Consider the following 26,101-nt stretch of genomic DNA (forward strand, 5'->3'; position numbering starts at 1 on the left):
GCCGGCGGTGCCGGGGGGACCGGTTACCGGGCGGCCTCACGCCCCGCGGGCGGTACCCGTCGTCGCCCGCCCGCTTTCCCGGTGCTCCGCCCCCTCCCGAAAGGCAGTACGTTGACTCGCAGAACTCGCGGAACTCGCGGCATAGGCGCCTTCTCCGTCGCGCTGTCCGCCACCCTGCTGCTCGGCTTCCCGCCCGCCTCCGTGGCGGCCGACGCCGCGAGCGCACCGAAAGCCCCCACGGTCGTACCCGACTACGGCACGGCCGAGTCCGGCAACCCGATCGTCGACGGCTGGTACGCCGATCCCGACATCGCGGTCTACGACGGCCGGTACTGGATCTATCCGACCACGTCCCAGGAGTACGACCAGCAGACGTATCTGAACGCGTTCTCCTCGACCGACATGGTCCACTGGACCGAACACCCCAAGGTCCTCGACATCGCCGACATCCCCTGGGCCAGACGTGCCCTCTGGGCGCCCGCACCGGTCGAGCGGAACGGCAAGTACTACCTGTACTTCGCGGCCAACGACATCCAGAACAACTCCGAGCTCGGCGGCATCGGGGTGGCCGTCGCCGATCGCCCCGAAGGCCCTTACAAGGACGCTCTCGGCAAACCTCTCATCTCGCAGTTCCACAATGGGGCCCAGCCCATCGACCAGGACGTCTTCATCGACGACAACGGCCAGGCGTACATGTACTACGGCGGCTGGCACCACGCCAACGTCGTCAAGCTCAACCCGGACATGACCAGCCTCGGCACCTTCGCCGACGGCACCACCTACAAGGAGATCACCCCGGAGAACTACACCGAGGGCTCCTTCATGTTCAAACGGAACGGCAAGTACTACTTGATGTGGTCCGAGGGAGGCTGGACCGGCCCGGACTACTCCGTCTCTTACGCCATGTCCGACTCGCCCACCGGCCCCTTCAAGAAGATCGACAAGGTGCTCGGGCAGGACCCCGCCGTCGCCCGCGGCTCGGGCCACAACTCGGTCGTCAACGTGCCCGGTACCGACATCTGGTACATCGTGTACCACCGCCGCCCGCTCAGCGACACCGAAGGCAACCACCGCCAACTCGCCTACGACCGGATGTACTTCAACGAGGACGGCACCATCAGGCCGGTCACCATGAAGGTCCACGACGACTTCGGCGACGACAACGCCGTGGGATGGCACACCTACGGCGACGCCCAGTGGTCGGCGACACGCGGGGCGTACTCCGCCGCCGGGTCCGGCGGGCTGGCGTTGCAGAACACCAACTTCTCGGACCTCGTCTACGAAGCCGACGTCACGCTCAAGCACGGCCGCAGCGCGTCCGGGCTCACCTTCCGCGTCACCGAGCCCGGCACCGGAAGTGAGGGCTTCCGTGGCTACTACGCCGCCCTCACCACCAAGGGCCTGGTCCTGGGCAAGTCCACCGGCGACGAGCGAACGGAACTGGCCCGCGCTCGGTTCCGTGTGGCGGTCGGCAAGACCCACCATGTGAAGATCGAAGCCATCGGCTCGTCGATCAAGGTGTACGTCGATGGCATGGCGGAGCCCAGGCTCAGCGTGACGGACACGAGCTTCGCCTCGGGAGCCAACGGTGTGCGGGCGGGCCTGCGCGGGGCCGATACCGCGGCGGACGGCGCGGCAGCCGGCCGGCCCCTCGCCCGCTTCGACAACGTCTCGATCCGGTCGAACGTCTACAGCTTCGAGGCGGCCGGCGCACCGAACCGCTTCGTCCGGCACTACGAGAGCCGCGGCCGGGTCGACCCGAACGTCACACCGTACGCCGACATGCGGTGGAAAGTCGTTCCGGGACTGGCGGACCCGGCCGCGGTGTCCCTGGAGTCGGTCAACTATCCCGGCCACTACTTGCGGCGGAAGGGCAACGGCGTGTGGAGCGACGCGCTCACCGACGACGACGCCTTCCGCGCCGATGCGACCTGGCGGCGGGTGCCGGGACTGTCCGACCCGTCTTTGACGTCCTTCGAGTCCTACGCCGCCCCGGGGCAGCACCTGAGCCACCGTGCATCGTTCCTGCGCGTCGGGCGCGTCGCCGCCGAAGACCGGCCGGACGCCACGTTCCGGGCCTGGTGAACGCGCCCTGGCCCTGCGCGGCGCCCCGGCACCTGCCGCGGTAGCGCGGGGCGGTCACCGCCCCCGCGCCGGCGCCGAGGCTCTGGTCGACCAGGGCTCCAAGACCCAGGTCGTCGCACGCGTGACCGCCTCTCCCCGCGGGTCGAGCTGAGCCTGCGGCACACGGCGGACTTCACCGGTCTGCCGCCGAGATCGCACGACACCGTCGTGATCAACTCCGTCGCGCAGTGCTTCCCCGACGCTGCCTGTCTGCTCCAGGTGCGCGAAGGCGCCATCGAGACCACCCGCGACGGCGGCACGGTGTTTCTGGGTGATCTGCGGAGCAATGCGTTGCCGGAGGTTTTCCACGGCGCAGTGGAATTGCACAGGGCTCAGGACGCCACCCCGGCGCAAGAGGTGCGTGCCCGGCAGAGGGGAAACTGGCGGTGGAGAAGGAACTCCTGGACGCTCCGGGCTTCTTCCTGGACCTGGCCTCTCGTCACCCACGGCCCGGCTGACGGAGAAGAACTCGGCGATGGTGCGCTCGCGGGGGGCGTGCTCCTTGATGAGGCCGGTCCGGCCGGCCCCGCAGGACTTGCCGCACGCAGTTGTAACAGTTATCGTTACGACTAGAATCGAGGGGCGAGGGAGGTGGAGTCCGGCGTGAGCGCCAACAGCAGGCTGACCATCGCGGCGCACGCCCTGACATGGATCGGGCTGTATCAGCGGCGTGGCCACGAGGTCGCCACCTCCGAGCAGATCGCGACGAGCGTCAACACCAACCCGGTGGTGATCCGCCGCCTGCTGGCCAAGCTGCGCAAGGCCGGCCTGGCCGATTCGCGGCGGGGGGCGGGGGCGGGCTGGATGCTCGCGCGGGACCTGGCGGCGATCACCCTGCTCGACGTCTACCAGGCGATCGAGCCGGGACCGGTCTTCGCCTTGCATCGCGCGACACCGGACCCGGAGTGTGTCGTGGGTCACGGCATCGGGCCGGCGATGACTGCCGTGTACGACGAAGTGGAGGCCGCCCTGCGCAGGGAGCTGGCCAAGACCACGCTGGAGGACGTGCTGCGGGACATCTTGAAAGCCGCCTGACCTCGGACCGCCCCTGATCGGAGGAGAGCGCATTCTGCGCCCATCAATGTAACAATAATGGTTACGTCAAGGAATTGGAGAATCTCATGGGACAGCTGGACGACAAGACCGCCCTTGTCACCGGCGCCTCCAGCGGCATCGGCCTGGCGATCGCCCGCCGTTTCGCCGCCGAGGGCGCGACCGTCTACCTCACCGGGCGCCGCAAGGCCGAGCTGGACGCCGCCGTCGCGCAGGTCGGCGCCCGAGGCATCGCCATCCAGGGCGATGCCTCGGACCTCGACGACCTCGACCGGCTCTTCGCCGAGATCGCGAACCGCAGCGGCGGCCTGGACATTGTGGTGGCCAACGCCGGGGTCGGGGACTACGGCCCGCTCGGCGCGATCACCGAGGAGGAGTACGACCGCACCGCCTCGATCAATTTCAAGGGCACGGTCTTCACTGTCCAAAAGGCGCTGCCGCTGCTGACGGCCGGCGCCTCGGTGATACTGCTCTCCTCCAGCTCGGCCCTGCGGGCCACCCCGGGCCTGGGCGTCTATGCCGCCACCAAGGCCGCGATCCGCAGCCTCGCCCGCACCTGGGCCGCCGAACTGACCGGCCGCGGAATCCGCGTCAACGCCCTCACCCCCGGCCCCGTCGAGACCCCGGGCCTGAACGAGCTCCTCGCCGCTTTCCCGCGCGGCGATCGGCCCACCGCGGCCGAGCCCGCCCCACTGACCCCGCTCGGCCGCGCCGGCCGTCCCGAGGAGGTCGCGGCCGCCGCCCTCTACCTGGCCGGCGACCAAAGCACTTTCACCACCGGCGCGGAACTGCCCGTCGACGGCGGCGCCACACAGCTCTAGGCGCCAAATCGGCGCCGCGGGACGCATGCGCCGCTCCAGGGCATCTGAACCGCGTGCGCGTGCTTGCGAAGAGCCGAATTCGGGTTCGCGCCGGCCGACCTTGGCGCGCTGCCTGAAGGCGGGCCGCTCATGCAGCTCGGCGGGCCGCTGAGCGGCAAGCACTTCCTGTTCCAGGGCTGAGGCCCGACCGACACCTCAAGCAGACGAAGAGACAAAGGACAAGGACGATGACAACAGATGCTCAGACCTCGCGGACCGTGGTCGATAAGTTCGTGGAGCGCCTCGGCAGGCAGGACCCCGACGGCATCCAGGAACTGTTCGCCGAGGAGATCGACTGGCACGTCCCCGGCAGTGAGGCGCTGCCCTGGACCGGGCGCCGTACCCGCCGGGAGGAGGTCGCGCCGTACTTCACCACGATGTGGCCGCACTTCGCGCACGGCAGGAGCAAGGTCGTGCTGGAGCGCGTCATCGTCGACGGTGGTGACGTGGTGCTGCTGGCGGTCTTCACGCACACCGTCGTGGCCAGTGGGAAGGAGTTCACCACACCGGTGGCCATGCACCTGGTGGTCGAGGGCGGCCGGATCGTTCGCATGCACCTGTACGAGGACACGTTGACCGTGGCCGAGGCGTTCAACGCCGGCTGAGCGGGGGTATTCAGGGGCCCTGCGGCCCGGGGCGGCCCGGCCGGGCATGTACGTAGAGGGTCAGTCGAGATACAGCCGAAACGGATGGCAGGACTCGCCCCCGGCCGATCGCTGCCGGTCACCCCGCCCCGGGTGCGGGTGGCGCGCGCGGGTGATGCTGGCAGGGCGGGCCCGGCGCTCTACCGCAGCCCTCCCAAAGGCAGGATGCGTTCAGCAAGCTGTCCGCGCAGCTTCCCTTTGGCGGTGTCGGTTTCGGCGAGCCAGTCGGCAGTGATCAGCAGTCCGGCGTGCTCGGCGACGTCCTCGGGTGGCAGGGCGGTGAACGCGGCGGCCTGGTCCAGGTGCGGCCCGCCGTCCTCGGCGCGTCCGAGGCGGCCGTCGAGGCGGGCGTCGAGGGGGGCGTGGGCGGCGGTGTACAGGGCCAGGAGTCGGGTGGCGGCGCCCAGTTCCTTCTTGCGGATCTTCCGGTCACCGATGACTTTCTGGGCCCAGCCGGAGATCCTCGTGCGGGTGGTCTTGCCGAAAGTGAACGGGCGGGGCTGCTCAGGCAGCAGCGTGGGGACAGTGGCCTCGGTAGGGTCCCGCGCTGCACCGCAGGTCTACTCGGTGACTTCTCGATCAATCACCTGGGAAGGTACGCCCCCGGAGTGCTGCCGAACGGCCCGCGGCTGCCCCGGCCTCGGCTGCGGTTCCGGCTCCGGGCGGGATCCTGGTGCCGGGCCCCTGGGCGCGCTCGACGCCCTGCCGCGGAACTGGCCCGCGCTCTGACCACGTGCCGCCGAGCGATGCGTGTACGCGCTCGGCGCACCGGCGCCACTGCGCGCATAGCCCATTCGCCCTCCTCCGGCCCTTGCCACTCCCTCTCGGCCGTCGCTCCGGTGACCTGCGGAGACCATCAAGCGGAGCGGTGGCCGCGGCGTTGCGGGGTGACGCCTCGTGTTGCGGCGGTGGCCAACTGTCGGTTGTCTCGTGAGGGGAGCGCCTCACAGGTGCCGCATGATCAGGTCGGCCACTGCTCCGTTGGAGGTTTTCATGCGGAACGTACCCGTCGTTGCAGGCATCGGCCTGGTTCTGAGTGCCCTCGTGCTGCAGGGCCCGGCCGCTGCCGCCGCCGATGACTCGGAGCTCCGCATCAGCCCGAGGTACGGCGCCCCGGGGGCCACGGTCACCGTCAGTACGACCGCCTGCGGTTCGGGCGTGACCTATGGCAAGGGCACGGCGGGCGGAGACGAGTTCCACCTGTTCGACAACGACCACGATGGTGTGCTCACCGGCCACTTCCAAGTGCCGAAGAAGGCCACGTCCGGCGGCCACGACGTCATCGTGAAGTGTCCGCCGAGCGTCCAGCTCACGGATACGTTCGAGGTCGAGCGCAGCTACCCCAGCGGCGGGGTCGACGCGGGCTTCGGGCCCGCCGCGGTCGGCGAGAACAAGCCGACCCTCCTCGGCGGCGCCGTCCTGGCCGTCGCGGCCGCAAGCGTGCTCATGATGCGGCGCCACAGGCGCGTGCGAGGCTAGGCCGGCGTCCGGCGGACCCTGGGGAGCCGGCGGTGGCGTGGGACGCCGACGTGGCCTCATCGGCCGGTCCGACGCTGGCCCACCGGCTCGCCACGTTGCCCTCCCCGCCCGGGTGCCGCTGATCGAGGCGCCGGACGGGCCGCTGCGGCCGCCGGAGCGGACCTGGTGCTGGTGGGAGGGGCCGGACGGTGACCTCGACGGGGCGCTGACGGCCCGCTGGAGCGCTCGCCGCGGCGATGGGGACCGCCGGCAACGGCCGGGCCCGGTCACGCGACCAGGCGCAGCCAGGCCGCCGCGAGTGCGGCGTGACCGGCGGGCGTCGGGTGCACGCCGTCCGCGGCCCAGTACTCCGGCCCGGTCGTCGCGGCGAGCTTGGCGAACATGCCGTCGGCGGCGAGCAGGTGCGCGCCGTACTCGCGGGCGAGCTCGCGCACGACCTGGATCTTCGGGTCCAGGTCGGCCCGCCACGACACCACGTCCGGGCGCGCGTCGAGCACATCCGCCTGCCAGCGGGCTTCGAGGTCCATCACCTTGTCGCCCGCGATCCCGGAGTTCAGCCAGGTCACGGCCCGGTCCGGATGCCTGAGTCCCCACTCGCCCGCGATGCGCAGCGGATAGCCGAACCCGAGCCCCTGTTCGCTGTCCAGCCGTTGGCAGTCGGTGATCGAATCGCCGGTGAACATCACGGTGCTTCCCGGCCGGAGGGTGATCGCCATATGCGCTCCTGGAACTCGGTTGAGGAGAGGAAGTTTCACTTCGGTTGCAAATAGTATGAATGTAGACATCTGGCGGCCGCTGGTCCCGTAGTGGTGTCCGCGGGGCGTTCCGCCGATCCCGGCGCCGGCTGCGCCAACGATGAGAAGAGCGGTCCCCTTCGGCACGTGGGCCGACAGGGACCGGGGTCGCTGCCTCAGATGTCCGGACTACCGAGCCAATGGCCGGCGGCCCGCTCGAACGCCCCACGATCAGGGGCGCGGTCACCCGCCCAGGCGACTACGCCGTCGGGCCGGACGAGCACGGCACCCAATCCGAGGTCGTCTCTCGCCGGACCGGCCGCATACCGCAGCCGGTTCTCCCAGCCCATCGCTGAACCGCGCAGGCATCGGTCGGTGCTGAAATCGAGCGCGACGCCTCGTCCGTCCCGCATCAGGGCGCCGAAGCGAGTGCCGTCATCGAGGCGAAGGTCCGGGGCGTTGCGGCCGACCAGCGGGTGCTCGTTGCCGAGGTCGTAGCGGATCGACGATCCCGATATCTTCTCGAACACGTAGGTCGCTCCGTCACGGGTCCCGATCAGGTCGCGCGTCACTCCTTGGAGCGCCTGCGCATGCGGGTCCGGCTTCATGGCCGCCGTCTGGGCGCGCGTCCAGTCGAGCACGGCTGCGCCGATCGGATGGCGCTCGCGGATGTAGGTGTCCAAAAGCCCGTCCGGCGCGTACCCGCGCACGGTCGCCGCGAGCTTCCATCCCAGGTTCATGGCGTCGCCGATGCCGGGGTTGAGTCCCTGCCCGCCAAGGGGGGAGTGGATGTGAGCGGCGTCGCCCGCGAGCAGGACGCGTCCTTGCCGGTAGGTCGTCGTCTGCATGGCCCGATCGGTGAAGCTCGAGGCGAGATGGATGTCGCTCAGCGCCACATCGGTGCCGGACACGCGGCGCAGAACCGCCTGCAGATGGTCGCGGGTCGGCTGCCGCGAACGATCGAACGCGCCGCCGTCGAAGTCCATCATGCCCAGGTGCCCTTCCGTGGGCATCTGGATGTACATGCCGTTCGGCGTCAGATTGACACGGCCCAGCTTCTCGGGATCGGTGATGGTGGCGAGCACGGTATAGCCGGTGAACTGCGGCTCGCTGCCGACGAATTCGAAGCCCGCGAGCTCACGCACCGCGCTGCGTCCGCCACCGCAGCCGACGAGCCAGCGCGCCGCGTACTCGCGCTCACCGGCCTGCGCGACCACGCTCTTGTCGCCCTGGGCGATGGCTGAGACCGTGACGCCGCGTCTGACGTCCACGCCGAGCTTGGACGCCCGCTCGGACAGCACCGCCTCGACCGCTGCGAGGTTTGTCAGCGCGCCCTCCATCGCCGGGCTGGGAAGCCGGAACGGCAGGGCGGCGACCTCGACCTTGGCCGGATCGAGCATCATGCCGGCGAAGTGGCCCCCGCCACGAGGGGGTGACGGCTCGTCTGCTTCGGGGTTCGCGCCGGGATCGTCGTGGACGCCCGACGCCGTCAGCAGCGGGTGCAGCATCCCGCGGCGGTAGAACGCCTCGACCGACGCGGCGGACAGGCCCCGCATCCCGAGCGGGTCCGCCTTCCACGGGGAGCGGGGCCCCGGCTCCCGCTCGAGCACCAGGACGGAGGCGACCTCGCCGGTGCGGAGAAGCCGCTGGCGACGGCGTACGCGGCGGCGCTGAAGACCCGGGACCTGCCGATCCTGTCGCTGGTGGCGGTGAACATGGCCGCGCTGGCCGAGGCACACGGGCGGCATCGCGAGTCGGCCGTCCTGCTCGGCGCCGTCTCCCGGCTGCGCGGCGCTCACGACCGCACGGACCGGCAGGTCGGCGAGCTCATCCGCCGGGGCCGGGCCGCGCTGGGCGGGGAAGCCTTCGCCGAGGCGTACGGCGAGGGCTGGGAGCTGGACGGGAAGACAGCCGTGACCGAAGTCGACCCTGCCCGGCTGCGCCGGGTACTCAGGGCGGCTCGCCCAGATCCCGAGTGATCCGGCCAGGCGTGTCGTGCACGCCGGGCCGGGTCAGCGGAAGGCCGTGCGCCCGGTCAGCGTCTGGCCGAGCGCGAGGGTGCGCATCGCGGTTGTGCCCCGGTAGGTGAGGACGGACTCCAGGTGTTCAGCTGGCGGATGACCGGGAATCCCGGGGAGACCACCTCTCGGCGGGGGCCGCGCACAGCGACGCTTGCTTCGCGGACGGCTTCAACCAGGTGATTACGGCCGGAGACCGCCGTACGACCGGGCCGAGCAGGGTGAGTCGCGGTGAGTGGTCTTCGTCGTCCGGAAAAGGCGGATGCGGTCGGCCGGAGAGTCAACTACGGTTGTCGGCGTGTGAGATTCGGCATTGACCCTCTGTGACGCGGCGCTGGGCGCGAAGCCCCAAGCGGCCCTTGGCTGAGCCTTTCGGCGAGACGTACCGCCGGGCACAGCTTCCGGGCTGTGCTCGTGTGCCCGTCCGTTGTCGCCGACAGTGTTCACCCACCTCCTTTCCGGCCCCGGCCCCTGGCCCGCCTCGTCCTGTCCAGTCCGTCCTTTCGACGGATCTGACGGACTCCACGTGCACCCCGGACATCTCCGGCGCGCCCCGCGCAGAGGCCGGACGAACGATCACGCGACCGGTGGGAACCGTCACCCCAGGAGGGCCCGCAGCGCACCCGTGCCGGGCTCCACCGGCGGTCCCCGCCCGAGAAAGGACTCATATGACGCACCCCGAGGGTCCCGCCGCACGTCAGCAGCGGGCGGACGCCCTGATGGACGAACACCTCGTGCCGGTGGACCCCGACAGCCCCGACGGTGAGCAGTACGACCGCGAGGACCGGGCCGCGCTGCGCCGAGTCGCCGGACTGTCCACCGAACTCGCCGACGTCACCGAGGTCGAATACCGCAAACTGCGCCTGGAGCGTGTCGCACTCGTCGGCGTCTGGACGTCCGGCAGCGCCGACGACGCCGAGGCATCACTCGCCGAACTGGCAGCGCTGGCGGAAACGGCGGGCGCCCTGGTGTGCGACGGGGTCATCCAGCGGCGGCAGAAGCCCGACCCAGCGACCTACATCGGATCGGGCAAGGCCGAAGAGCTGCGGGAGATCGTCGAGGAGGCCGACGTCGACACGGTCGTCTGCGACGGCGAACTCAGCCCGAGCCAGCTGGTCCACCTGGAGGACGTCGTACGCGTCAAGGTCGTGGACCGTACGGCACTGATCCTGGACATCTTCGCGCAGCACGCGAAGTCCCGCGAGGGCAAGGCCCAGGTGGCGCTGGCCCAGATGCGGTACATGCTGCCCAGGCTGCGCGGCTGGGGCCAGTCGATGTCCCGGCAGATGGGCGGCGGTGGCGGGGGCGGCATGGCGACCCGCGGACCCGGCGAGACGAAGATCGAGACCGACCGGCGGCAGATCCACCAGCGAATGGCCAAACTCCGCCGCGAGACCGCCCAGTTGAAGACCGGACGGGATGTCAAGCGCGAGGAGCGGCGGCGCAACAGGGTGCTGTCGGTCGCGCTCGCGGGGTACACCAACGCCGGTAAGTCTTCCCTGCTGAACCGGCTCACCGGCGCCGGAGTGCTGGTGGAGAACGCGCTGTTCGCCACCCTGGACACCACGGTGCGCCGCGCGGAGACCCCGAGCGGCCGTCCCTACACCATCGCCGACACCGTCGGCTTCGTACGGCACCTTCCGCACCACCTCGTCGAGGCGTTCCGCTCGACCATCGACGAGGTGGCGGACGCGCACCTGGTGCTGCACGTGGTGGACGGCTCGCACCCGGAACCCGAGGCGCAACTCGCCTCCGTCCGGGAGGCCCTGGCGGAGGTCGGCGCGGGCGAGATCAGGGAGGTCGTGGTCGTCAACAAGGCGGACGCCGCCGACCCGGACGTGCTGTCCCGGCTGCTGGCCGCGGAACCGGACTCGATCGCGGTCTCCGCGCGCACCGGAGACGGTATCGATGCACTGCGGGACTTCATCGACGTCCTGCTGCCGCGTCCCGAGGTGGAGATCGAGGCCATGGTGCCCTACACCCAGGGCGGCCTGGTTTCCCGGGTCCACCGGGAGGGCGAGGTGCTGTCCGCCGAACACACCGAGCAGGGCACCCTGCTGAAGGCGAGGGTGGGGCCGGAGCTGGCGTCCGCTCTGCGGGCCTACCCCCAGCCGTGACCCGGGCGGGAGGGCCGCAAGACGGACCGGCGCTCCGCCCGGCCCCGGTTGCCGGTGCGGCTTCGTACCATCTACGATGCCCCTATGGGTTCCCTGTGATCGGTACGTGTGGTCCGCGAAGGTGTGGGACGTCGAGCCTGGCTCCGTCACCGCGCCCCGCCGTGCACCCCTGAGAAGACGGACGCGCTGCGATTCCTTCGTCATGCGCTGTTTCCCTCCGGATGGAACCGCTCCTGACGGTGCGGGTTTCCAACCGTCTGCGTTTTCCAACGGCCTGCTGTGTGCGCGGCGACACCACTCAACCCCGATCAGGAGGACTTCCGCGTGTCGACAGCGCAACTCGCTTTGCATGACATCACCAAGCGTTACCAAAACCACGTCGTACTCGACCGGATCGGCTTCACGATCAAGCCGGGGGAGAAGGTCGGTGTCATCGGGGACAACGGATCCGGCAAGTCCACGCTGATCAGGCTCATCGCCGGTCAGGAACAGCCGGACAACGGTGCGCTGACGGTGGTCGCGCCCGGTGGCGTCGGGTATATGGCCCAGACACTGGAGCTGCCGCTGGACGCCACGGTCCAGGACGCCGTCGATCTGGCCCTTGCCGACCTGCGGGAGCTGGAGGAGGGCATGCGCCGGGCCGAGGCCGAGCTGGCCGAACGGCCCTACCAGGCGGGCCAGGATCCCGGACTCGCCGGCCTCCTGGAGGGTTACGCCGCGCTGGTGGACCGGTATCAGGCCCGCGGCGGCTACGAGGCCGACTCCCGCGTGGAGATCGCGCTGCACGGGCTCGGGCTGCCCGGGTTGGAGCGCGGCCGGCGGCTGGGCACCCTGTCCGGGGGCGAGCGCTCACGCCTCGCCCTGGCGGCGACGCTGGCCTCGGAACCGGAACTGCTGCTGCTGGACGAGCCGACCAACGACCTGGACGACCGGGCCGTGAGCTGGCTGGAGGAACACCTGCGCAAGCACAAAGGCACCGTCGTCGCGGTCACCCATGACCGACTCTTCCTCGACCGCCTCACCACCACGATCCTGGAGATCGACTCCGGCAAGGTGGCCCGCTACGGCAACGGCTACGAGGGCTACCTGGCGGCCAAGGCAGCGGAACGGCAGCGCCGGCTGCTGGAGTACGAGCAGTGGCGCGCCGAACTGGACCGCAGCCGCGAACTGATCACGTCCAACGTCGCACGGCTGGACAACATCCCGCGCAAGCTCCCCTTCGCCGTCTTCGGCGCCGGGCAGTTCCGGATGCGCGGGCGGGGCCACGGCGCGATGGTGCGGATCCGCAACGCCAAGGAACGCGTCGCGCGGCTGACCGAAAACCCGGTCGCGCCGCCGCCCGAGCCGCTCACCTTCACCGCCGAGATCACCACCGAGGCCGCGCTTCCGGAGGAGACGGTGGCCCAACTCATCGACGTCCGGGTCGCCGACCGGCTCGGCATCGACTCCCTGCGCCTCGGGCCCGGTGAACGGCTGCTGATCACCGGGCCCAACGGGGCCGGCAAGACGACGCTGCTGCGGGTGCTCTCCGGAGAGCTGGCACCCGACAGCGGATCGGTGCGGGTATCGGGCCGCGTGGGGCATCTGCGGCAGGAACAGACGCCATGGCCACAAGGGATGACGGTGCTTCAGGCGTTCAGCAGCGGACGGATCGGCGATATCGGCGAGCACACCGAGGCGCTGCTCTCCCTCGGGCTGTTCAGCCCGGACGACCTTCGGCAGCGTGTGCAGGACCTGTCGTACGGGCAGCGGCGCCGTATCGAACTCGCCCGGCTGGTGACCGAGCCGGTCGACCTGCTGCTGCTGGACGAACCCACCAACCACCTCTCGCCCGCGCTCGTCGAGGAACTGGAGGAGGCGCTGACCGGCTATCAAGGCACGGTCGTCGTCGTCACCCACGACCGGCGCATGCGGTCCCGCTTCAAGGGCGCCCATCTGACCATGCGGAACGGGCATGTCGCCGAGTTCACCACCGCCTGATCGCCGAAGCGGTGTGGGGGAGGGACGGCACAAGGTGTCCGTCCCTCCGGACGGTCGGAGACGGACCGGCAGGCTCTGCAGGCGCCAGGCGCCAGGCGCCAGACGCCAGACGCTCGGGAAGGGCTGCCGTTCCAAGGCTGGCTGTGGGGATCAGGGAGGAGAAGCAAGCCCGCATCGAACTGGGGGCGATGACTTCGATGCCGCCCACGCCTGGCTGCTCGCCGTAGGCCCCGACGGGTACGCCGCCGGGGCGCGGTCAGCCTGTCGCCTCACAACGCGGGCAGAGCGGCTTGCAACGCCGCGGCTACTCGGCGGGCGTCGGCTTCGGTGGTCTGCCAGTTGCTGAAGGCTGCCCGCAGCGCGGGCACACCGTCGAGGACGGTAGGGGTGAGGAAGGCTTCGTCGGACAGCCGCTTGGCGAGCGCGGCGAGCCGTTCGGCGGTGGGGTCGTCGACAAGGGTGAAGCAGACGACATTGAGGCGGACCGGTGCCAGGAGCCGCAGGCCGGGTGTCTTCTCGACGGCGTCGCCCAGCGCACGGGCGCAGTCGACGCACCTTTCGGTGATCTCGCGGTGACCGTCCCGGCCGTAAGCCCGTAGGGTGAACCACACCGCGAGAGCGCGCAGGCGACGGGAATTCTCCGGGGTGAGGTGAGCCATGTCAGGGGTGTCCTCGAGCGGGCCGAGGTAGGCCGCCGCGTTCTGGAAAACGCTCGTCTGCAGGTCGGGGCGACGGGTGAACTGTACGGCGCTGTCATAGGGGACGTTCAGCCACTTGTGCAGGTCGATGCAGATCGAGTCGGCCAGGTCGAGGCCGTCGACCAGGTGGGCGTGCCCGGGAGACAGGGCTGCGAAGGCGCCGAAGGCCGCGTCCACGTGCAGCCAGAACGAGTAGCGCTCGCGCAGTGCGGCGATGGCGCGCAAGTCGTCGAAGTCTGCGGTGTTGACCGTACCTGCGTTGGCGACCACGATGGCCGGGCCGTCGCCCTCGCCTTCGGCGAGCGCGTGCTCCAGGGCCGCCAGGTCGACCGCTTCCCGCCCGGGGCGGGCCGGCACACGTACCAGGGCCTGCCGTCCCAGACCAAGCATCGACAACCCCTTGGACACGCTGGAGTGCGCAGCCCCTGACAGCACCCGTACAGTGCCGAGCGCACCTGCACCATGCTCAGCCGGTGACATGCCCTGCTGCTCTCCGAGCCATTCGCGGGCGATGGCAAGGCCGACGGTGTTGGACATGGTGGCGCCGCTGACAAAGGTCCCGTGGTGGTCTTCGGACAGGCCGAAGAGGGGGCGCAGCCAGCCGATCGTCTCGCGCTCCAGGTGCTGTCCAGCCCCGTCCAGGGACGACATCGCGTTCTGGTCCCAGGTCGCGGTCAGCCAGTCGCCGGCCAGCGCGGCCGGCGTCACGCCGCCGGTGACGAATCCCAGATAACGCGGTCCGGCGCTCGCCGAGAGTGCCGGCTCCCAGCGGGCGGCGAACTCGTCCACCGCTGCCTGCAGCCCTGCTCCCTGTGCGGACAGGGGGTCCGGGTCCGGCAGCTGCGCTGCGGGGACAACCTCTCGTTCGGAGACCTCGTCGAGCAGGCCGACAGCGTGTTGCCGAACGGTCTCCAACAGGTGCGGTAGTCCGTCGCGGTCGGCGGCAAGTCGTGGGTGCACGGTATGTCTCCTTCGTCGTGTCATCACGACTGTACGGAGCCCACCGCTCCGAGCCCTGGTCCAATTGTGGGAAACTGGACCAGTGCGGATGGGGGACGACCAGCTGGTGCAGGCTCTGGGCCCATGGCGGAGCACCAAGGCGCCGCTCAGTACAGCGCTGGCTGATGCGGTACGGGAGGCGCTGCTCGATGGCCGTGTCCGCGCCGGGAGCGAGCTGCCCGCCGAGCGCCGTTTGGCTGCGGCTCTGGGCGTGAGCCGTGGCACGGTGACGGCCGCCCTGGACCGGCTGCGCGATGCCGGATGGGTCCGCACCCGGCACGGCAGCGCCAGCACCGTGCAGCTCCCCGCCGTCGCTACGCAACGCATCGCCCCTCTCTCGGCAACGGGCGAGGCCGGGCCTCTGATCGACCTGCGCCGGGCCGTTCCCGCTGCGCCGCAAGAGCTCTATCTGGAGGCGACGAAGCGAGCCGTAGAGCGGGCAGGGCCCCTGCTGGCCGAGGACGGCGAGCCAGGGCCGGGCATCGCGGAACTGCGCACCGCGATCGCTGCCAGGTACAGCCGCGAGGGCACCGGGACACGACCCGAGCAGATCCTTATTACCAACGGTGCCAGAGCCGCACTAACCCTCCTCGCGGCGCATTTTCGGCCTCGCGTGGCGGTGGTGGAGATCCCCACGTATTTCGATGCGCTCCGGGTGCTGCGAGCACCCGGAACGAGGCTGGTCGGCTGCCGGGTCACCACCACAGGCTGGGACCTGGGGCAACTGCAGGACGCCTTCGCTGCCGCGCGCGGGAACCTCGCGTACTTGGTGCCCGACTTCCACAATCCGACCGGAGCGCTGATGTCTCCGGACGTCCGCCGGACTGTGAGTCGGCTTGCGACCGAGCATCAGGTGACCCTTGTGGTGGACGAGACCCTGCGCGACCTCGACCTGGGCGACCGACCCGTTCCCGCCCCCCGTATGCGCGCAGCGCTGCTGATCGGTTCAACCAGCAAGTCCATCTGGGGCGGGCTGCGCATCGGCTGGATCCGAGCCCCCGCCTCGCTCATCAGGAAACTGCAGGACCATCCTTTGGCCGGACCACTGTCCGCGCCCCCGATGCAGCAGCTCGTCGCAGCCGAGCTGCTTGGTGACCTGGAACCGGTACTCAACCGGCGTAGGCACGAGTTGCGTCAGCAGCGCGACCACCTCAGCAACCTGCTTGCCACTGCCGGCAACGGCCGTTGGCACTTCACCCTCCCGCCCGGCGGGCTCGCCCTGTGGCTGCGGCTGACCACCGCCCTTGCCGACACCATCGTGGAACGAGCCGGCCGGAACGGGGTCGCGCTCGCGGCAGGCCCACGCTTCGCGGCCGACGCCACCCTCATCCACCATCTGCGCGTGCCCTACACGCCACCCCACCACGTACTCGATCAGATCGCCGCCGTCCTCGACGACGCCTGCTGAGGCAGAGCACAAAGCCCTCGTCACTCCACTTCGGCGATGGTGAGGACCCGTGGCCCACGGAGCAGTTGGAGGCCATTGAGCGGGTCTCGGCGGCGATCTGCCGCGTCCACGGCTGGGGCCCACGGTCGGTGATCGGCCACCTGGAGTGGCAGCCGGGAAAGGTCGATCCGCGTGGCTTCTTCATGGACTCGATGCGCGACCGGATCGCCGACCGCCTCGGCCACGCGGCGCCCGGTCCGCTGCCCACCCCGGCCCGGCCGGAGATCTCCTTGTCCAAGCTTGTCGCCGCCGCCCGGTCCAACCCGTCGGCCTCAGGCCAGCCGGTCGCGTACCCCGGCGTGCTGACCTACGAGGCCGCACTCGTCGATGGCTAAGACCTTCATGGATGGCCACTTCGGCACAACGACGATCACCGGCACCAGCGAGTGGCAGGAACGCCTCGGCTTCCGCGGCCGGAAGCCGGGACAGCCCGCGGACGGCATCCCCGGCTTTACTCCCTCACCGAACTCGGGCGTCGGCACGGCTACCCCAACTCTGGGGAGAGCCTCCGTGACGCCGTCGACCTGGCGAATCGGCGCCTTGCCCGGCTGTGTCCCGACGAAGAGGAATGCGGAACGACCGATGCGTCCCCTACGGACCCGTGACGGAAGTGCCAGTCGCGCGTGCCTCCAGGTATCCGCTTGCCGTGCCAGCGGATATCGACGAGCTCCAGCGGAAGATCACGAGGTTGGAGCAGCACAACGTCGAATTGACCTCCGCGTTGGAGGAGGCCCGATCCGATCTCGATGCCGCCAGGGAGGCCAACCGGGACCTGACCAGAGCGCTGAACCAACAAGGCTGAGGCAGTTCCTGATGTGCCCAGGTCGGCGACCCGGGCACATCAGGAGAAGAAGGGTCCAATTCCTCACAGAACCACCTGTGCCGCTGGCCGTTTCCAGGCCATGAATCAGCTGGCTACGAAGGGCGTCGACAGGGTGTAGCCGATGCTCTGCTGGCCGGTGCCGTCCGTGTTGATGCGCCAAAGCTGATCGTCGGTGCCTCGGAAGTAGACGACGCCTCCGTACACGAAGGGCGGTGACGGGGTGGTGTTGTTGCCAACGCTGTGCCCGTCGGTGCCGTCCGTGTTCTTGCGCCAGAGATTGTTGTTGAGGCCCTGGTAGTAGAGGACGTCGTCGTACACGAAGGGCGTCGACAGGGTGTAGCCGATGCTCTGCTGGCCGGTGCCGTCCGTGTTGATGCGCCAAAGCTGATCGTCGGTGCCTCGGAAGTAGACGACGCCTCCGTACACGAAGGGCGGTGACGGGGTGGTGTTGTTGCCAACGCTGTGCCCGTCGGTGCCGTCCGTGTTCTTGCGCCAGAGATTGTTGTTGAGGCCCTGGTAGTAGAGGACGTCGTCGTACACGAAGGGCGTCGACAGGGTGTAGCCGATGCTCTGCTGGCCGGTGCCGTCCGTGTTGATGCGCCAAAGCTGATCGTCGGTGCCTCGGAAGTAGACGACGCCTCCGTACACGAAGGGCGGTGACGGGGTGGTGTTGTTGCCAATGCCGTGCCCGTCGGTGCCGTCCGTGTTCTTGCGCCAGAGATTGTTGTTGAGGCCCTGGTAGTAGACGACGCCGTCGGACACAAAGGGCATCGACAGGGCGGAGCCGATGATCCGCTTGTCGGTGCCGTCCGCATTGACACGCAGAAGCTGATCTTCGGTGCCCTGGTAGTAGACGATGTCCATGAGTTACCCCTAACTCTGCGACGGCACATCACCACAAGAGCCGCGCGGTGACCCGCCGCTTCGTTGTCTCTACGGAGAACGGGATTCACGATGCCGCTGCGCGACTTAGTCTTTTTCCTTGTGTCGCCGACCGCTGTCGCCCTTCATCAGCGCCTGCACTGATACGGCGTATGCTCGTGTCGCATCCGATACCCACGGCACCACTCTCAGGTAGCCGCGCTGGTTCGACTCCGCTGCGGCCATCTCATGGCTGGCGAGACATCGGTCACTGCCCGAAAGCGGCATCCACATCACTATCTCTCATTGATCATGAAGCCGCATCTTGAGGCCGGGCACAGTGGACTGGAACTCGTACGTGAGCAGATCTGACATGGATGTTCCTCAGCTTGTCCTTGTCGGAGAGAAATGCAAGACGCTTGCTCTTCTGAAGATCCGACAGCCACTCCACCGCGGGATCGTCCACCAACAGCGCCGAGTATTCCGGCGGAACGGCGCGTCCCCGAAAATCGCGAATCCGGCCTCCAGCTTCCGGAGCACCATGGGGCTCTCGCCCCGAAGAGCACTGCCGATCCGATCCGGTCCTTCCGCTGGTAGTCAGTCATGATCGACGAAACCCAGCATCAAGTAGCGCCACATGTGTTGCACACGATATTGTCGATCACGCTGGCGCTGAGCTGCACAAAGTGGTCTCTACCAGCCTCGCGCCACACGGTCACCCCCAGAGGAGGCGGCGGTCGCCGTTGGGGCTGTCTTCTTCGGGGGCTGTACGGGATGCATATCCTGCATGAAATACACCCGAGGGGGCTCCTCGATTGCCGTATTCGGCAGCTGTCAGAGGCAAATGCCCGTTGGGCCAGTGAGACGCCTTTGAGTTGCAACGCCCCCACATTTGGCCGATGGTCGGTTACACAGAGCGATCAACGGCGCATCGGTGCAGGTGGTCGCTCCGACTGATGGATGCGCCGGGCAGGCCCGGAGTAGCTTTCCCAAAGGAAGGGAAGTCGCGATGGCCAACGACACCGAGACCCCCCCTCATCATGAAACCCGGCTTGCCTTGGTGATGAACGGGGGCGTCAGTCTCGCCGTGTGGATGGGCGGCGTCACTCATGAGCTTGACCTGCTGCGCCGCGCGTCCAGCGGCAAGGACGAGGACAAGGACACGATCGACGAACGGGACCGGGAGGTGTTCGACATCTGGGCACGACTCGCGCGCAAGGCTGGAACGCGGGTCGTGATCGACGTCATCTCGGGAACTTCTGCTGGCGGCATCAACGGTCTGATGCTGGCCACGGCGATCGCCCGGGGCGCGAAGCTGCCACCGCTGCGCGATCTGTGGAAGGACTCCGCAGACCTGAAAACGCTGCTGCACCCGACGTCACAGATCAGTGTGCTCAACGGCGACACCTTCAGAAATAAGGTCGCCAACGCAGTGCACGACATCGGCGGCGCCCCGTGTGGCAGCCGCCACCCCGTCACGCTGTTCGTGACAGCGACGGCCCTGGACGGACGCAACCTCAATTACGAGGACGGATTCGGCGGAGAATTCGACGTTCGTGACCACCGGCGCCTCTACCGATTTCAGCAGGACGAGAACGTGACGTACAAGAAGGAGGACTGCCGGCACTGGAAATTCGACGAAATTCCTTGTGTCTCTCATTTCAAGGACGAGGATCTGACGGCGTTGATCGATGCTGCCCGTGCCACCGCCGGGTTTCCGGTAGCATTCCCTGCGGTGTCCGAGTACCCGCTGCTGAAATACCGCGTGCAGCCGCGAGCCGAGCTCGACTTTCCCGCCAGCTGCGTTCTCGATGGTGGCATCCTCAACAATGCCCCCTTCGGCCCTGTCCTTGAAGCGATCACCAGGCGCAAGCTTGACAATCCCCTGAAGCGCGTCGTCGTCTACGTGGTGCCGTCAGTAGGCCGACTGGCTCAGGAGAGCACCAAGGAACAGCCGTGCGACAAGATCCGCTGGAACTCGGCGGCGCTGAACGCGATCCGCTATCCGCAGGAGGTCAATCTTCGGTCCGGTATGGAAGACCTCGCCACGCGTGTGTGTTCCGGCATCCGTGATCGCCAACTGGAACTATTTCAGAGGATGTTCAACGATGTGAAGGACAGCGGGGGCAAGCAACCATTTTATCGGCACATCCGGAACGTGGCAGGCAACCTCAACAACGAATACCGTCGTAACCGGGCCGCCGCCCTCCTCTACGACCTGCGCAAACGGATCAGTGAGACCGACCGGACCAGATCGCTGATGGCGACGCCGGAAACGGACAGCGCCCGCCTGGAAAAAATTCTTGCCCCCCACTCGGGCACAGGACGAGACCCTGAAAGCCCAAGCTGGATCCCCTGCTACGACCAGCCCGTGGATTTTGCCTCGGACGGGCCATGGAACTGGGGGATCATCGCAGCTGAGCGTGTCCTTCAATGTCTCATCGACCACCTTCTGGAAATGCTTGACACAGAGACGAACAAGGACGTTCTCTCGGCACTGACTGACGGAGGCCGAAAGGTCAGCAAGTGCCTGCGGCGGGTGCTCGCACTGACCGAAGCGCTCGACACCGAGATCCGCATCAAAGCCAATCCCGGTGACTTGGCGGAAGAAGGGGCTGCTCGACTCTACGAACGGCTCTACCGGCAACTGGACATCCCCGAGAAACTGAGGGAGACCATCAAGGCCGCGGGGGAGCACTATGTGAACGCGATGACGGCGGCGGGCCTGCACAACGGCTGGAGCGATCAGGAGGCTGTCACTGCTTGCCTGACCGTCGAAGTCGTGACGCGCGTGTACGCGCCGCCTTCGAAACTCGTCGAACCGCTCCCGCCGAAGTTCGAATTCATGCGACTCGGCCCGGACACGATGAGCCCGCTCTTCCACGAGGACCGCTTTGACGGAATGGGTGAGCGCAAGCTCTACGGGGTGCGCCTGGCCCACTTCGGCGCGTTCATCGACGCGGAATGGCGGCAGTCCGATTTCACCTGGGGTCGTATGGACGGCGCGCACCACTTGCTGCGCCTCCTCGGCGGCATGAGCGATGAGGAGCGCAGAGAGCAGGAGCAGCGGCTGCACAAGGCCATCCTCGTCGCCGAGGCACCACAGGGCGGCACACCAGGAGGACAGACGGCGGAGCATCAGGCGTGGCTCTGGATGGAAGAACATCTAGCGCAACTCGCGCAGCCCAAAAGCGGGTTGTCTCAGTCCTCCATGAGGACAGAGGAGCTCAAAAAGGTCGGCGACGCTGTCATGGCACTGCTCAATGATGCGGGAGATCCTGACGATCCGCAGACGCCGCGCTGGATCAGGGTATGGCGGACCGCCGTGGAATACGGGCGGTCCACCTTCGCCCCAAGAGAAGTGCTCACAGTCAATGACAACGAGGAACAGTCACGCCGCCAGCTGAGTTGGCGACGCCGGGTACCGACGGCGTATGTGCGCCGTGAGGCCCGGCGGGCGTACGAAAAGGACCCGCGCACGGTGCCAGGGGCCGTGCGTAGGGCGGCGACACGGACGGCGTGCGCGATCCTCGCCCTGTCCTTCCTGCTCGGCGTCCTGACCGGCCAGGCCCGGAAGGCGGCCCGCCTCCTCTCATGCACCGCAGTCCGCCGGAGACGGTAGACCGCGTAGGGTGGGGGGTTGGGAAGCGGGCCCCCGGCCTCGCGCATGCCACCACAAGGTGCGGGGGCTTCGCAGCCTTCAGGCGTTCTCCAAGAGGTTGGAGAGGAATGCCGTATTGGCGGTTGTGCAGTGGCCGAGGACGAGTGCGTGATGCGGGAGCTTGGCCAGGCGCTCGGCGACCGCGCGGCGGGCAGACTCGCTGCCGCCACCGTCGATCCCCTCGGCCAGGCCGAAGACGTCGGGGTAGCGGTCCTCGGTGCTCCCGCTCATGAAGTCGGACTCAGTCACCTGACGCACCTCGTGCGTGAGAGCGGGGTCCGCACCCGGGGTGATGCGGGGGAACAGCAGCGCGACAGCGCTGCCTTCGGTCGCCAGGCGCATACCGAACCAGGTCACGAACTGGTCAGGAAAGAGCTGGGCCTTCCGCTCCCGCTTGCCGTCGCCGGGCGCCCACAGCGGCTCTCGCTGCCCGGCCAGGAGCGCGTCGGTCACCGCCTGGTGCTGGGTGGGGTGTAGCTCTTCCCCGGCCTGGAGCCGTTCGCGGACCACGTCGTACAGACCGAGGGCGTCCAGCAGGCCCAGGCCGAGAGCGGCGGCGGACGGCCACGGCAGCACCCGTAGCCGCTCGCCTTCGGGGCGTACGAGCACCCGGTCGTTTGCGAGCAGGTCGTGTCCCCAGGAGGCCAGCAGCATGGCCACGGTGGTCTTCCCGGCGCCCTTGGAGCCGAAGGTCAGGACGGTGCGGCCGTCGCGGTCGGCGGCTGAGGCGTGAAGCACCGTCCAGCCGTCGCGCAGCAGCTGCGCGCGGACCATCTCGCGGGCCAGGCGCGAAGCCGCGACGGCGACCGGCTGGGCCGCGCGCCCGGCGATCGTCAGGCGCTGGCGTTCCGGCTGGAACCGGTAGGCCAGTTGCTCGTCGGGGGAGAACGCCACGACAGCGCCGTCCCGGTCGTGGGCGACCAGCATTTTGGCCTTCGCGTAGGTGATTGCATCGTGCTGCAAGGTGTCGACCAGCAACGACATGTCTTCCACGAGTTCCGGGTCGACGTCGGCGAAGACCGCCGGAAATCCGCCGCTGGCCTCAGCGGGGGTGGTGGCAGAGGCGTTCCACCAGGCGCCGAAGTAGCGGTCGGCCCAGTTGGTGATGGCGGGGGTGTGGCTGATGACGGTCACGCCCGCGTCGGCGGCGGTGATGCGGGTAGCGGTAGCGGTCACGGGTGGTGGTTCCCTTCAGGAGTGGACGGGATGGGCTGGAGCGCCGGGGTGAGGGCCTCGTATGCGGTGCGGAGCTTGGCGTCGGCGGACTGGAAGTGAGTGGCCTCGCTGGGAGCCAGCTGTGGGAGGCACGGTATGGGCTGGCCTGCGGTGAATCGCAACGGAATTCCCAGCCAGCCGCCTTGGTAGGCCGTGGAGAGCTGCGTGGTGCCGTCGGCCAGGCCGAGGGCCAGGTGCACGGTTTCGAGCACGGCACCGGCAGGTCCGTAGCGGGTGCGGCCGATACCGGCGCTGATCCGCCCGGGCCTCGAGCACAATTCGTTGAAGATCACCCGAACGGGCACGTCCGCTGGCTCATCGTTGACGGTGGTCGATGATGCGCACACCACCAGGTGATCACCGTGCTCGCCGATCACCTGCCCGCTGACCGCCGCCAGCGGCGCCCCGACGTGGACGGCGAGCGCCGTCCGGTAGCGCGCGGTGTCCAGGGCCGAGCCGATCCCATACACCCGGCGGCAGCCGGAGACGTCGGCGAACATTCTCGCCATCAGGTCGACCGGATTGGTCACCATCAGCACGGTGCCGCCATAGCCGCGCAGCTTCCCCGCGAGCCCGGCGACCAGGGCGCCATTCGCCGAGGCACCGGCCATACGGACGTCAGTGGCGCGGGTGTTAGTGAACGACGCCCGTAAGGCGACCACCACGGCGTCGCAGTCCATCAGGTCGGCAGGGTGGCAGGTCAGCGGGTAGGTTGACCCGCGCAGCGCGGTGCGCATGTCGTCCAGGTCCGCCACCAGCGCGGCCGCGCGTGAGGATGTGCGCGAGGTGACCAGCAGGCGGGCAGCCAGACCGGAGGTGACGAGCGCTGCGGCCGTGGCTTGTCCGACCGCGCCCGCGCCGACCACGCCGACCGCCCCGATCGGAGCCGCATCCTTGCTCATGAGGCCGCTGCCCTGACCAGCGTCAGCCCGTGCTCCAACACGGCATCGGCGTCAAGGCCGCAGGTGAGGCCGTCGGTGAGCCGGTCGAGAAGAGTGCAGACCACGGGCGCGCGCTGGCCTACGCGACAACGCCCCTGGAGGAGGGGAATCTCCTGTGAGCTCTCAAACAGACCGCACAGACAACCGCCGGTGGGTCAGCCTCGGCATGGTGTTCGGCGGCCACTCCTGCGATATCCCCAGCCCGTTCGGTGCCCCTCAGTCAAGCAAGGGGCTGGCCCCTGAGTGGGACCCGGCCGCGCAACTCGATGAGGCGCTATGGGAAGCGCGGCGAACCGGATTCGACCCGGACGAGGACTATCCCGGCGCACCCGACCGCCCATGACGGCTCGTCTGCCGCGGATGCGGCACGTCTTTGAGAGCGAGCCTGACCTCCCTACACGACGGCACGCGGTGCGGCTGCGAGTTCGCGGCCTCGCCCTGAAGCCGGGCGGGCAGCAGCCCGCCCCTCCCGTCACCCCCACAACGGCATGCCGCTCGACGGGCGGACACCACAAGCACGCACCACCGGAGAGGAAGATCTATGAGCGGGCATGTGCTCGCCAGCCTCCTGCCCAAGCAGCCGCTCGACCTGATGCGCGCTGATGAGACCTGGAACGCTGTCGCGACTCCGGATGACTGGGGCCGTCACGTCCTGGACGCTCTCGGTGACAGTGCGGGTGCGGTCTTCGAGGACCCGGTGCGTCAGGAGCTGGTGTGGATCATTCCACCGGGCGGGGCAGACGCCTGGCCTGCGGCTCCGCCTCTGGGCATGACCCTCTATCGGGCAGGGGACAGGCTCACGGTCCCCGGGCTGGACGGCGATCGCGGCGGCACCCGCTGGATCCACCCGCCGGAGGCTGATCGGCTGTTCACTGACGCTGCCGCCCTGCGCCGGGCGATGGAGGCCGTCGTCGGGCCGCTGGACGAGGCTGCCGATCTGGCTCCTGTACGGGTGTGCCGCTTCTGCGCCACCACCACGCGGGACCATGTCGTGGTCGACGTGTGGGAGTCCAGCGACGGCTTGAGACGCGTCTCCTGGGCCTGCCAGCCGTGTTGGCGCGACACTGGCGGCAGCGCCGGACACCTGCTTGACACAGGTAAGCCGCGATGAGGCCCACCACCGGACAACTGCTGTACGTCCTGGCCGTGGCCACGCTCCTGGGCGTGCTCAGCTACGGCATCACCCATCCATGACCCCCACCCCGGCCAGGCGTGCCCGTGAGCCTCGGCCCGGGGTGGTCCGGGGCTCCGGCCGCCGCTTCCTACTCCCCCGGGGGAGGGCGGCCGGAGCCGTCACGGCAGGGAAAGGAGGTCGCTCGTGCGGCGACGCTGGACCATTGGCAACTGCTGGCTGTGGTGCGAGCGCACCGCGCTCCCGGTGTTGTGGCTCGGCCCGGTCCTCTGGGAAGGCGGCAACGCTTCCTTGCACGCATGCGAGGAGGTGTATCCGACACCTGGAGAGGAAGGTCCGGGGCGTCCTCATCCGCAGGCGCCACCCCGGCGCCGGCGCCCGAGCGGCGCCAACCAGTGCCGGGTGACTGCTGGCTGTGGTGCCAGCGCATTGCCCTGCCGACGCTGCTGCTCGGCACGGCGGAGAGCGCGGGGCACCAGGTGCCGCTCTACAGCTGCGAGCCGTGCATACGCCGCCTGGGGGACGAGGTGCGCGCCGCTCTCCCGTACGTCCCCGCCTGATGAGACTCCCGCCCCCGGCCGCGCTCGCCTGAGTGTCGCCCGGCCGGGGCGCGGGCACCACCGCCAACTGTGGAGGCTTGTATGACAGCCCGTCCGATCATCACTGGGGCGCAAGCTGCGTCCTGCTACTTCCGAACACCTGTGGATCACCCACACCGCAAGGCGCTCGTCCGGGTGTGCGAGCCGTGCAACGAGTCCTGCAAACACTGCTTCGTCTCGGCGACGAAGCGCGGCGAGTTCATGCCCCTGTCCCCGGTCCGTGACCGCCTGGTGCCCCAGCTCGCCGAGGCCCGGGTCAACCGCGTCACGCTGACCGGCGGTGAGCCGTTCATGTACACCGAGCTGATCGAGGTGGCCGCCGCGTTCCGCGACGCGGGCATGGGGGCCGAGGTGTGCACGAACGCGACGATCATCACGAACGAGCAGATCGCGGCCTTCGCCGCCTTGGGGGCGCACATGAACGTGTCCCTCGACGGCTTCTCGGCCGACTCGCACGGCGTTTTCCGTGGCCGCCCCGGGGGCTTCGAGGAGACCGTCGAGACCGTCAAGCGGTTCGCCCGCGCGGGCATCCTGCAAGGGCCCTGTGCACGCCGAACAACCTCGCCGAGGACAAGGAGTATGCCGAGCTGTGTGCCCTCGCGAAGGAGCAGGGGCGCGCTTGGCGGTGTCGTCGTCCTGGGGTGGCTGCACCCGCCAAATCGTACAGAAAAGGGTGCTCCTCAAGTTCTTGAGATGACTTTATGACACCGCTTTAT

The 26,101-nt window shown here is 68.9% G+C and carries 20 protein-coding genes and 3 pseudogenes; 16 read left to right on the forward strand and 7 right to left on the reverse strand.

Annotation, left to right across the window (positions count from 1 at the left end):
• Positions 1-111 precede the first annotated feature (111 nt).
• The 6 genes from ACZ6TD_RS46535 (at position 112) to ACZ6TD_RS46560 (ending at position 6,160) form a co-directional block, all read left to right on the forward strand.
• Positions 112-2,085 (forward strand): family 43 glycosylhydrolase, encoded by a 1,974-nt coding sequence (locus tag ACZ6TD_RS46535; protein WP_471348131.1) that lies wholly within the window; start codon positions 112-114, stop codon positions 2,083-2,085.
• Between the two features lie 207 nt (positions 2,086-2,292).
• Positions 2,293-2,697: a hypothetical protein gene (locus ACZ6TD_RS46540; protein WP_471348133.1), complete on the forward strand. Its 405-nt coding sequence runs from the start codon at positions 2,293-2,295 to the stop codon at positions 2,695-2,697.
• Positions 2,698-2,727: 30 nt separating this feature from the next.
• The gene (locus ACZ6TD_RS46545) at positions 2,728-3,159 is read left to right on the forward strand and encodes an Rrf2 family transcriptional regulator (RefSeq protein WP_471348135.1); all 432 of its coding nucleotides are present in this window, start codon (positions 2,728-2,730) and stop codon (positions 3,157-3,159) included.
• A gap of 86 nt (positions 3,160-3,245) precedes the next feature.
• Entirely contained in the window at positions 3,246-3,998 is a 753-nt protein-coding gene (locus tag ACZ6TD_RS46550; RefSeq protein ID WP_471348137.1) for an SDR family NAD(P)-dependent oxidoreductase, read from the forward strand.
• Positions 3,999-4,225: 227 nt separating this feature from the next.
• Positions 4,226-4,642 (forward strand): nuclear transport factor 2 family protein, encoded by a 417-nt coding sequence (locus ACZ6TD_RS46555; RefSeq protein ID WP_471348139.1) that lies wholly within the window; start codon positions 4,226-4,228, stop codon positions 4,640-4,642.
• Between the two features lie 1,032 nt (positions 4,643-5,674).
• Positions 5,675-6,160 (forward strand): sortase, encoded by a 486-nt coding sequence (locus ACZ6TD_RS46560; RefSeq protein WP_471348141.1) that lies wholly within the window; start codon positions 5,675-5,677, stop codon positions 6,158-6,160.
• 266 nt (positions 6,161-6,426) lie between these two features.
• Here the strand turns inward: ACZ6TD_RS46560 and ACZ6TD_RS46565 are convergent, their stop codons facing one another.
• Together ACZ6TD_RS46565 and ACZ6TD_RS46570 are read right to left on the reverse strand one after the other, a co-directional pair.
• Entirely contained in the window at positions 6,427-6,876 is a 450-nt protein-coding gene (locus ACZ6TD_RS46565; RefSeq protein WP_471348143.1) for an SGNH/GDSL hydrolase family protein, read from the reverse strand.
• 194 nt (positions 6,877-7,070) lie between these two features.
• A pseudogene (locus tag ACZ6TD_RS46570) lies at positions 7,071-8,513 on the reverse strand (FAD-dependent monooxygenase); the annotation flags it as partial.
• Positions 8,514-8,597: 84 nt separating this feature from the next.
• On the opposite strand from ACZ6TD_RS46570, the gene ACZ6TD_RS46575 reads away from it, so the two are divergent.
• From ACZ6TD_RS46575 to car(A), 3 genes are all read left to right on the forward strand, one after another.
• Positions 8,598-8,873, forward strand: coding sequence for a hypothetical protein (locus ACZ6TD_RS46575; RefSeq protein ID WP_471348145.1), 276 nt, complete (start codon positions 8,598-8,600; stop codon positions 8,871-8,873).
• Between the two features lie 707 nt (positions 8,874-9,580).
• Positions 9,581-11,029: a GTPase HflX gene (gene hflX, locus ACZ6TD_RS46580; RefSeq protein ID WP_471348147.1), complete on the forward strand. Its 1,449-nt coding sequence runs from the start codon at positions 9,581-9,583 to the stop codon at positions 11,027-11,029.
• 324 nt (positions 11,030-11,353) lie between these two features.
• Positions 11,354-13,009, forward strand: coding sequence for an ABC-F type ribosomal protection protein Car(A) (car(A), locus tag ACZ6TD_RS46585; RefSeq protein ID WP_471348149.1), 1,656 nt, complete (start codon positions 11,354-11,356; stop codon positions 13,007-13,009).
• Between the two features lie 269 nt (positions 13,010-13,278).
• On the opposite strand, the gene ACZ6TD_RS46590 is transcribed toward car(A), so the two are convergent.
• Entirely contained in the window at positions 13,279-14,667 is a 1,389-nt protein-coding gene (locus ACZ6TD_RS46590; RefSeq protein ID WP_471348151.1) for a pyridoxal phosphate-dependent decarboxylase family protein, read from the reverse strand.
• Between the two features lie 88 nt (positions 14,668-14,755).
• Between ACZ6TD_RS46590 and ACZ6TD_RS46595 the strand changes: the two genes are divergently transcribed.
• Both ACZ6TD_RS46595 and ACZ6TD_RS46600 read left to right on the forward strand, forming a co-directional pair.
• Positions 14,756-16,114, forward strand: a complete 1,359-nt coding sequence (locus tag ACZ6TD_RS46595; RefSeq protein ID WP_471348153.1) for an aminotransferase-like domain-containing protein — start codon at positions 14,756-14,758, stop codon at positions 16,112-16,114.
• A gap of 23 nt (positions 16,115-16,137) precedes the next feature.
• A pseudogene (locus tag ACZ6TD_RS46600) lies at positions 16,138-16,374 on the forward strand (N-acetylmuramoyl-L-alanine amidase); the annotation flags it as partial.
• A gap of 686 nt (positions 16,375-17,060) precedes the next feature.
• Here ACZ6TD_RS46600 and ACZ6TD_RS46605 read toward each other — a convergent pair.
• Positions 17,061-17,840, reverse strand: a complete 780-nt coding sequence (locus ACZ6TD_RS46605; RefSeq protein WP_471348155.1) for a DUF5050 domain-containing protein — start codon at positions 17,838-17,840, stop codon at positions 17,061-17,063.
• Between the two features lie 382 nt (positions 17,841-18,222).
• Positions 18,223-18,380, reverse strand: a pseudogene (locus ACZ6TD_RS46610) (diadenosine tetraphosphate hydrolase); the annotation flags it as partial.
• Positions 18,381-18,846: 466 nt separating this feature from the next.
• On the opposite strand from ACZ6TD_RS46610, the gene ACZ6TD_RS46615 reads away from it, so the two are divergent.
• Complete coding sequence (locus ACZ6TD_RS46615; protein WP_471348157.1) at positions 18,847-21,459, forward strand: DUF3376 domain-containing protein; 2,613 nt, start codon at positions 18,847-18,849, stop codon at positions 21,457-21,459.
• 78 nt (positions 21,460-21,537) lie between these two features.
• Here ACZ6TD_RS46615 and ACZ6TD_RS46620 read toward each other — a convergent pair whose 3' ends face one another.
• On the reverse strand, positions 21,538-22,674 hold the full coding sequence (locus tag ACZ6TD_RS46620; RefSeq protein ID WP_471348159.1) for a phosphoenolpyruvate carboxykinase (ATP): 1,137 nt from the start codon (positions 22,672-22,674) through the stop codon (positions 21,538-21,540).
• Entirely contained in the window at positions 22,671-23,615 is a 945-nt protein-coding gene (locus tag ACZ6TD_RS46625) for a lactate/malate family dehydrogenase (RefSeq protein WP_471348161.1), read from the reverse strand. Before ACZ6TD_RS46625 ends, ACZ6TD_RS46620 begins: the two co-directional genes overlap by 4 nt.
• Positions 23,616-23,644: 29 nt before the next feature.
• On the opposite strand from ACZ6TD_RS46625, the gene ACZ6TD_RS46630 reads away from it, so the two are divergent.
• From ACZ6TD_RS46630 to ACZ6TD_RS46645, 4 genes are all read left to right on the forward strand, one after another.
• Positions 23,645-23,773, forward strand: a complete 129-nt coding sequence (locus ACZ6TD_RS46630) for a hypothetical protein (RefSeq protein WP_471348163.1) — start codon at positions 23,645-23,647, stop codon at positions 23,771-23,773.
• Positions 23,774-24,195: 422 nt separating this feature from the next.
• The gene (locus tag ACZ6TD_RS46635; protein WP_471348165.1) at positions 24,196-24,765 is read left to right on the forward strand and encodes a hypothetical protein; all 570 of its coding nucleotides are present in this window, start codon (positions 24,196-24,198) and stop codon (positions 24,763-24,765) included.
• Positions 24,766-25,181: 416 nt separating this feature from the next.
• Positions 25,182-25,346 carry a hypothetical protein gene (locus ACZ6TD_RS46640; protein ID WP_471348167.1) on the forward strand — a complete coding sequence of 55 codons (165 nt, stop codon included), beginning with the start codon at positions 25,182-25,184 and terminating at the stop codon, positions 25,344-25,346.
• A gap of 81 nt (positions 25,347-25,427) precedes the next feature.
• Positions 25,428-26,090 (forward strand): radical SAM protein, encoded by a 663-nt coding sequence (locus ACZ6TD_RS46645; protein WP_471348169.1) that lies wholly within the window; start codon positions 25,428-25,430, stop codon positions 26,088-26,090.
• The last annotated feature ends 11 nt before the right edge of the window (positions 26,091-26,101 follow it).

The sequence above is a fragment of the Streptomyces yongxingensis genome, assembly GCF_055597465.1.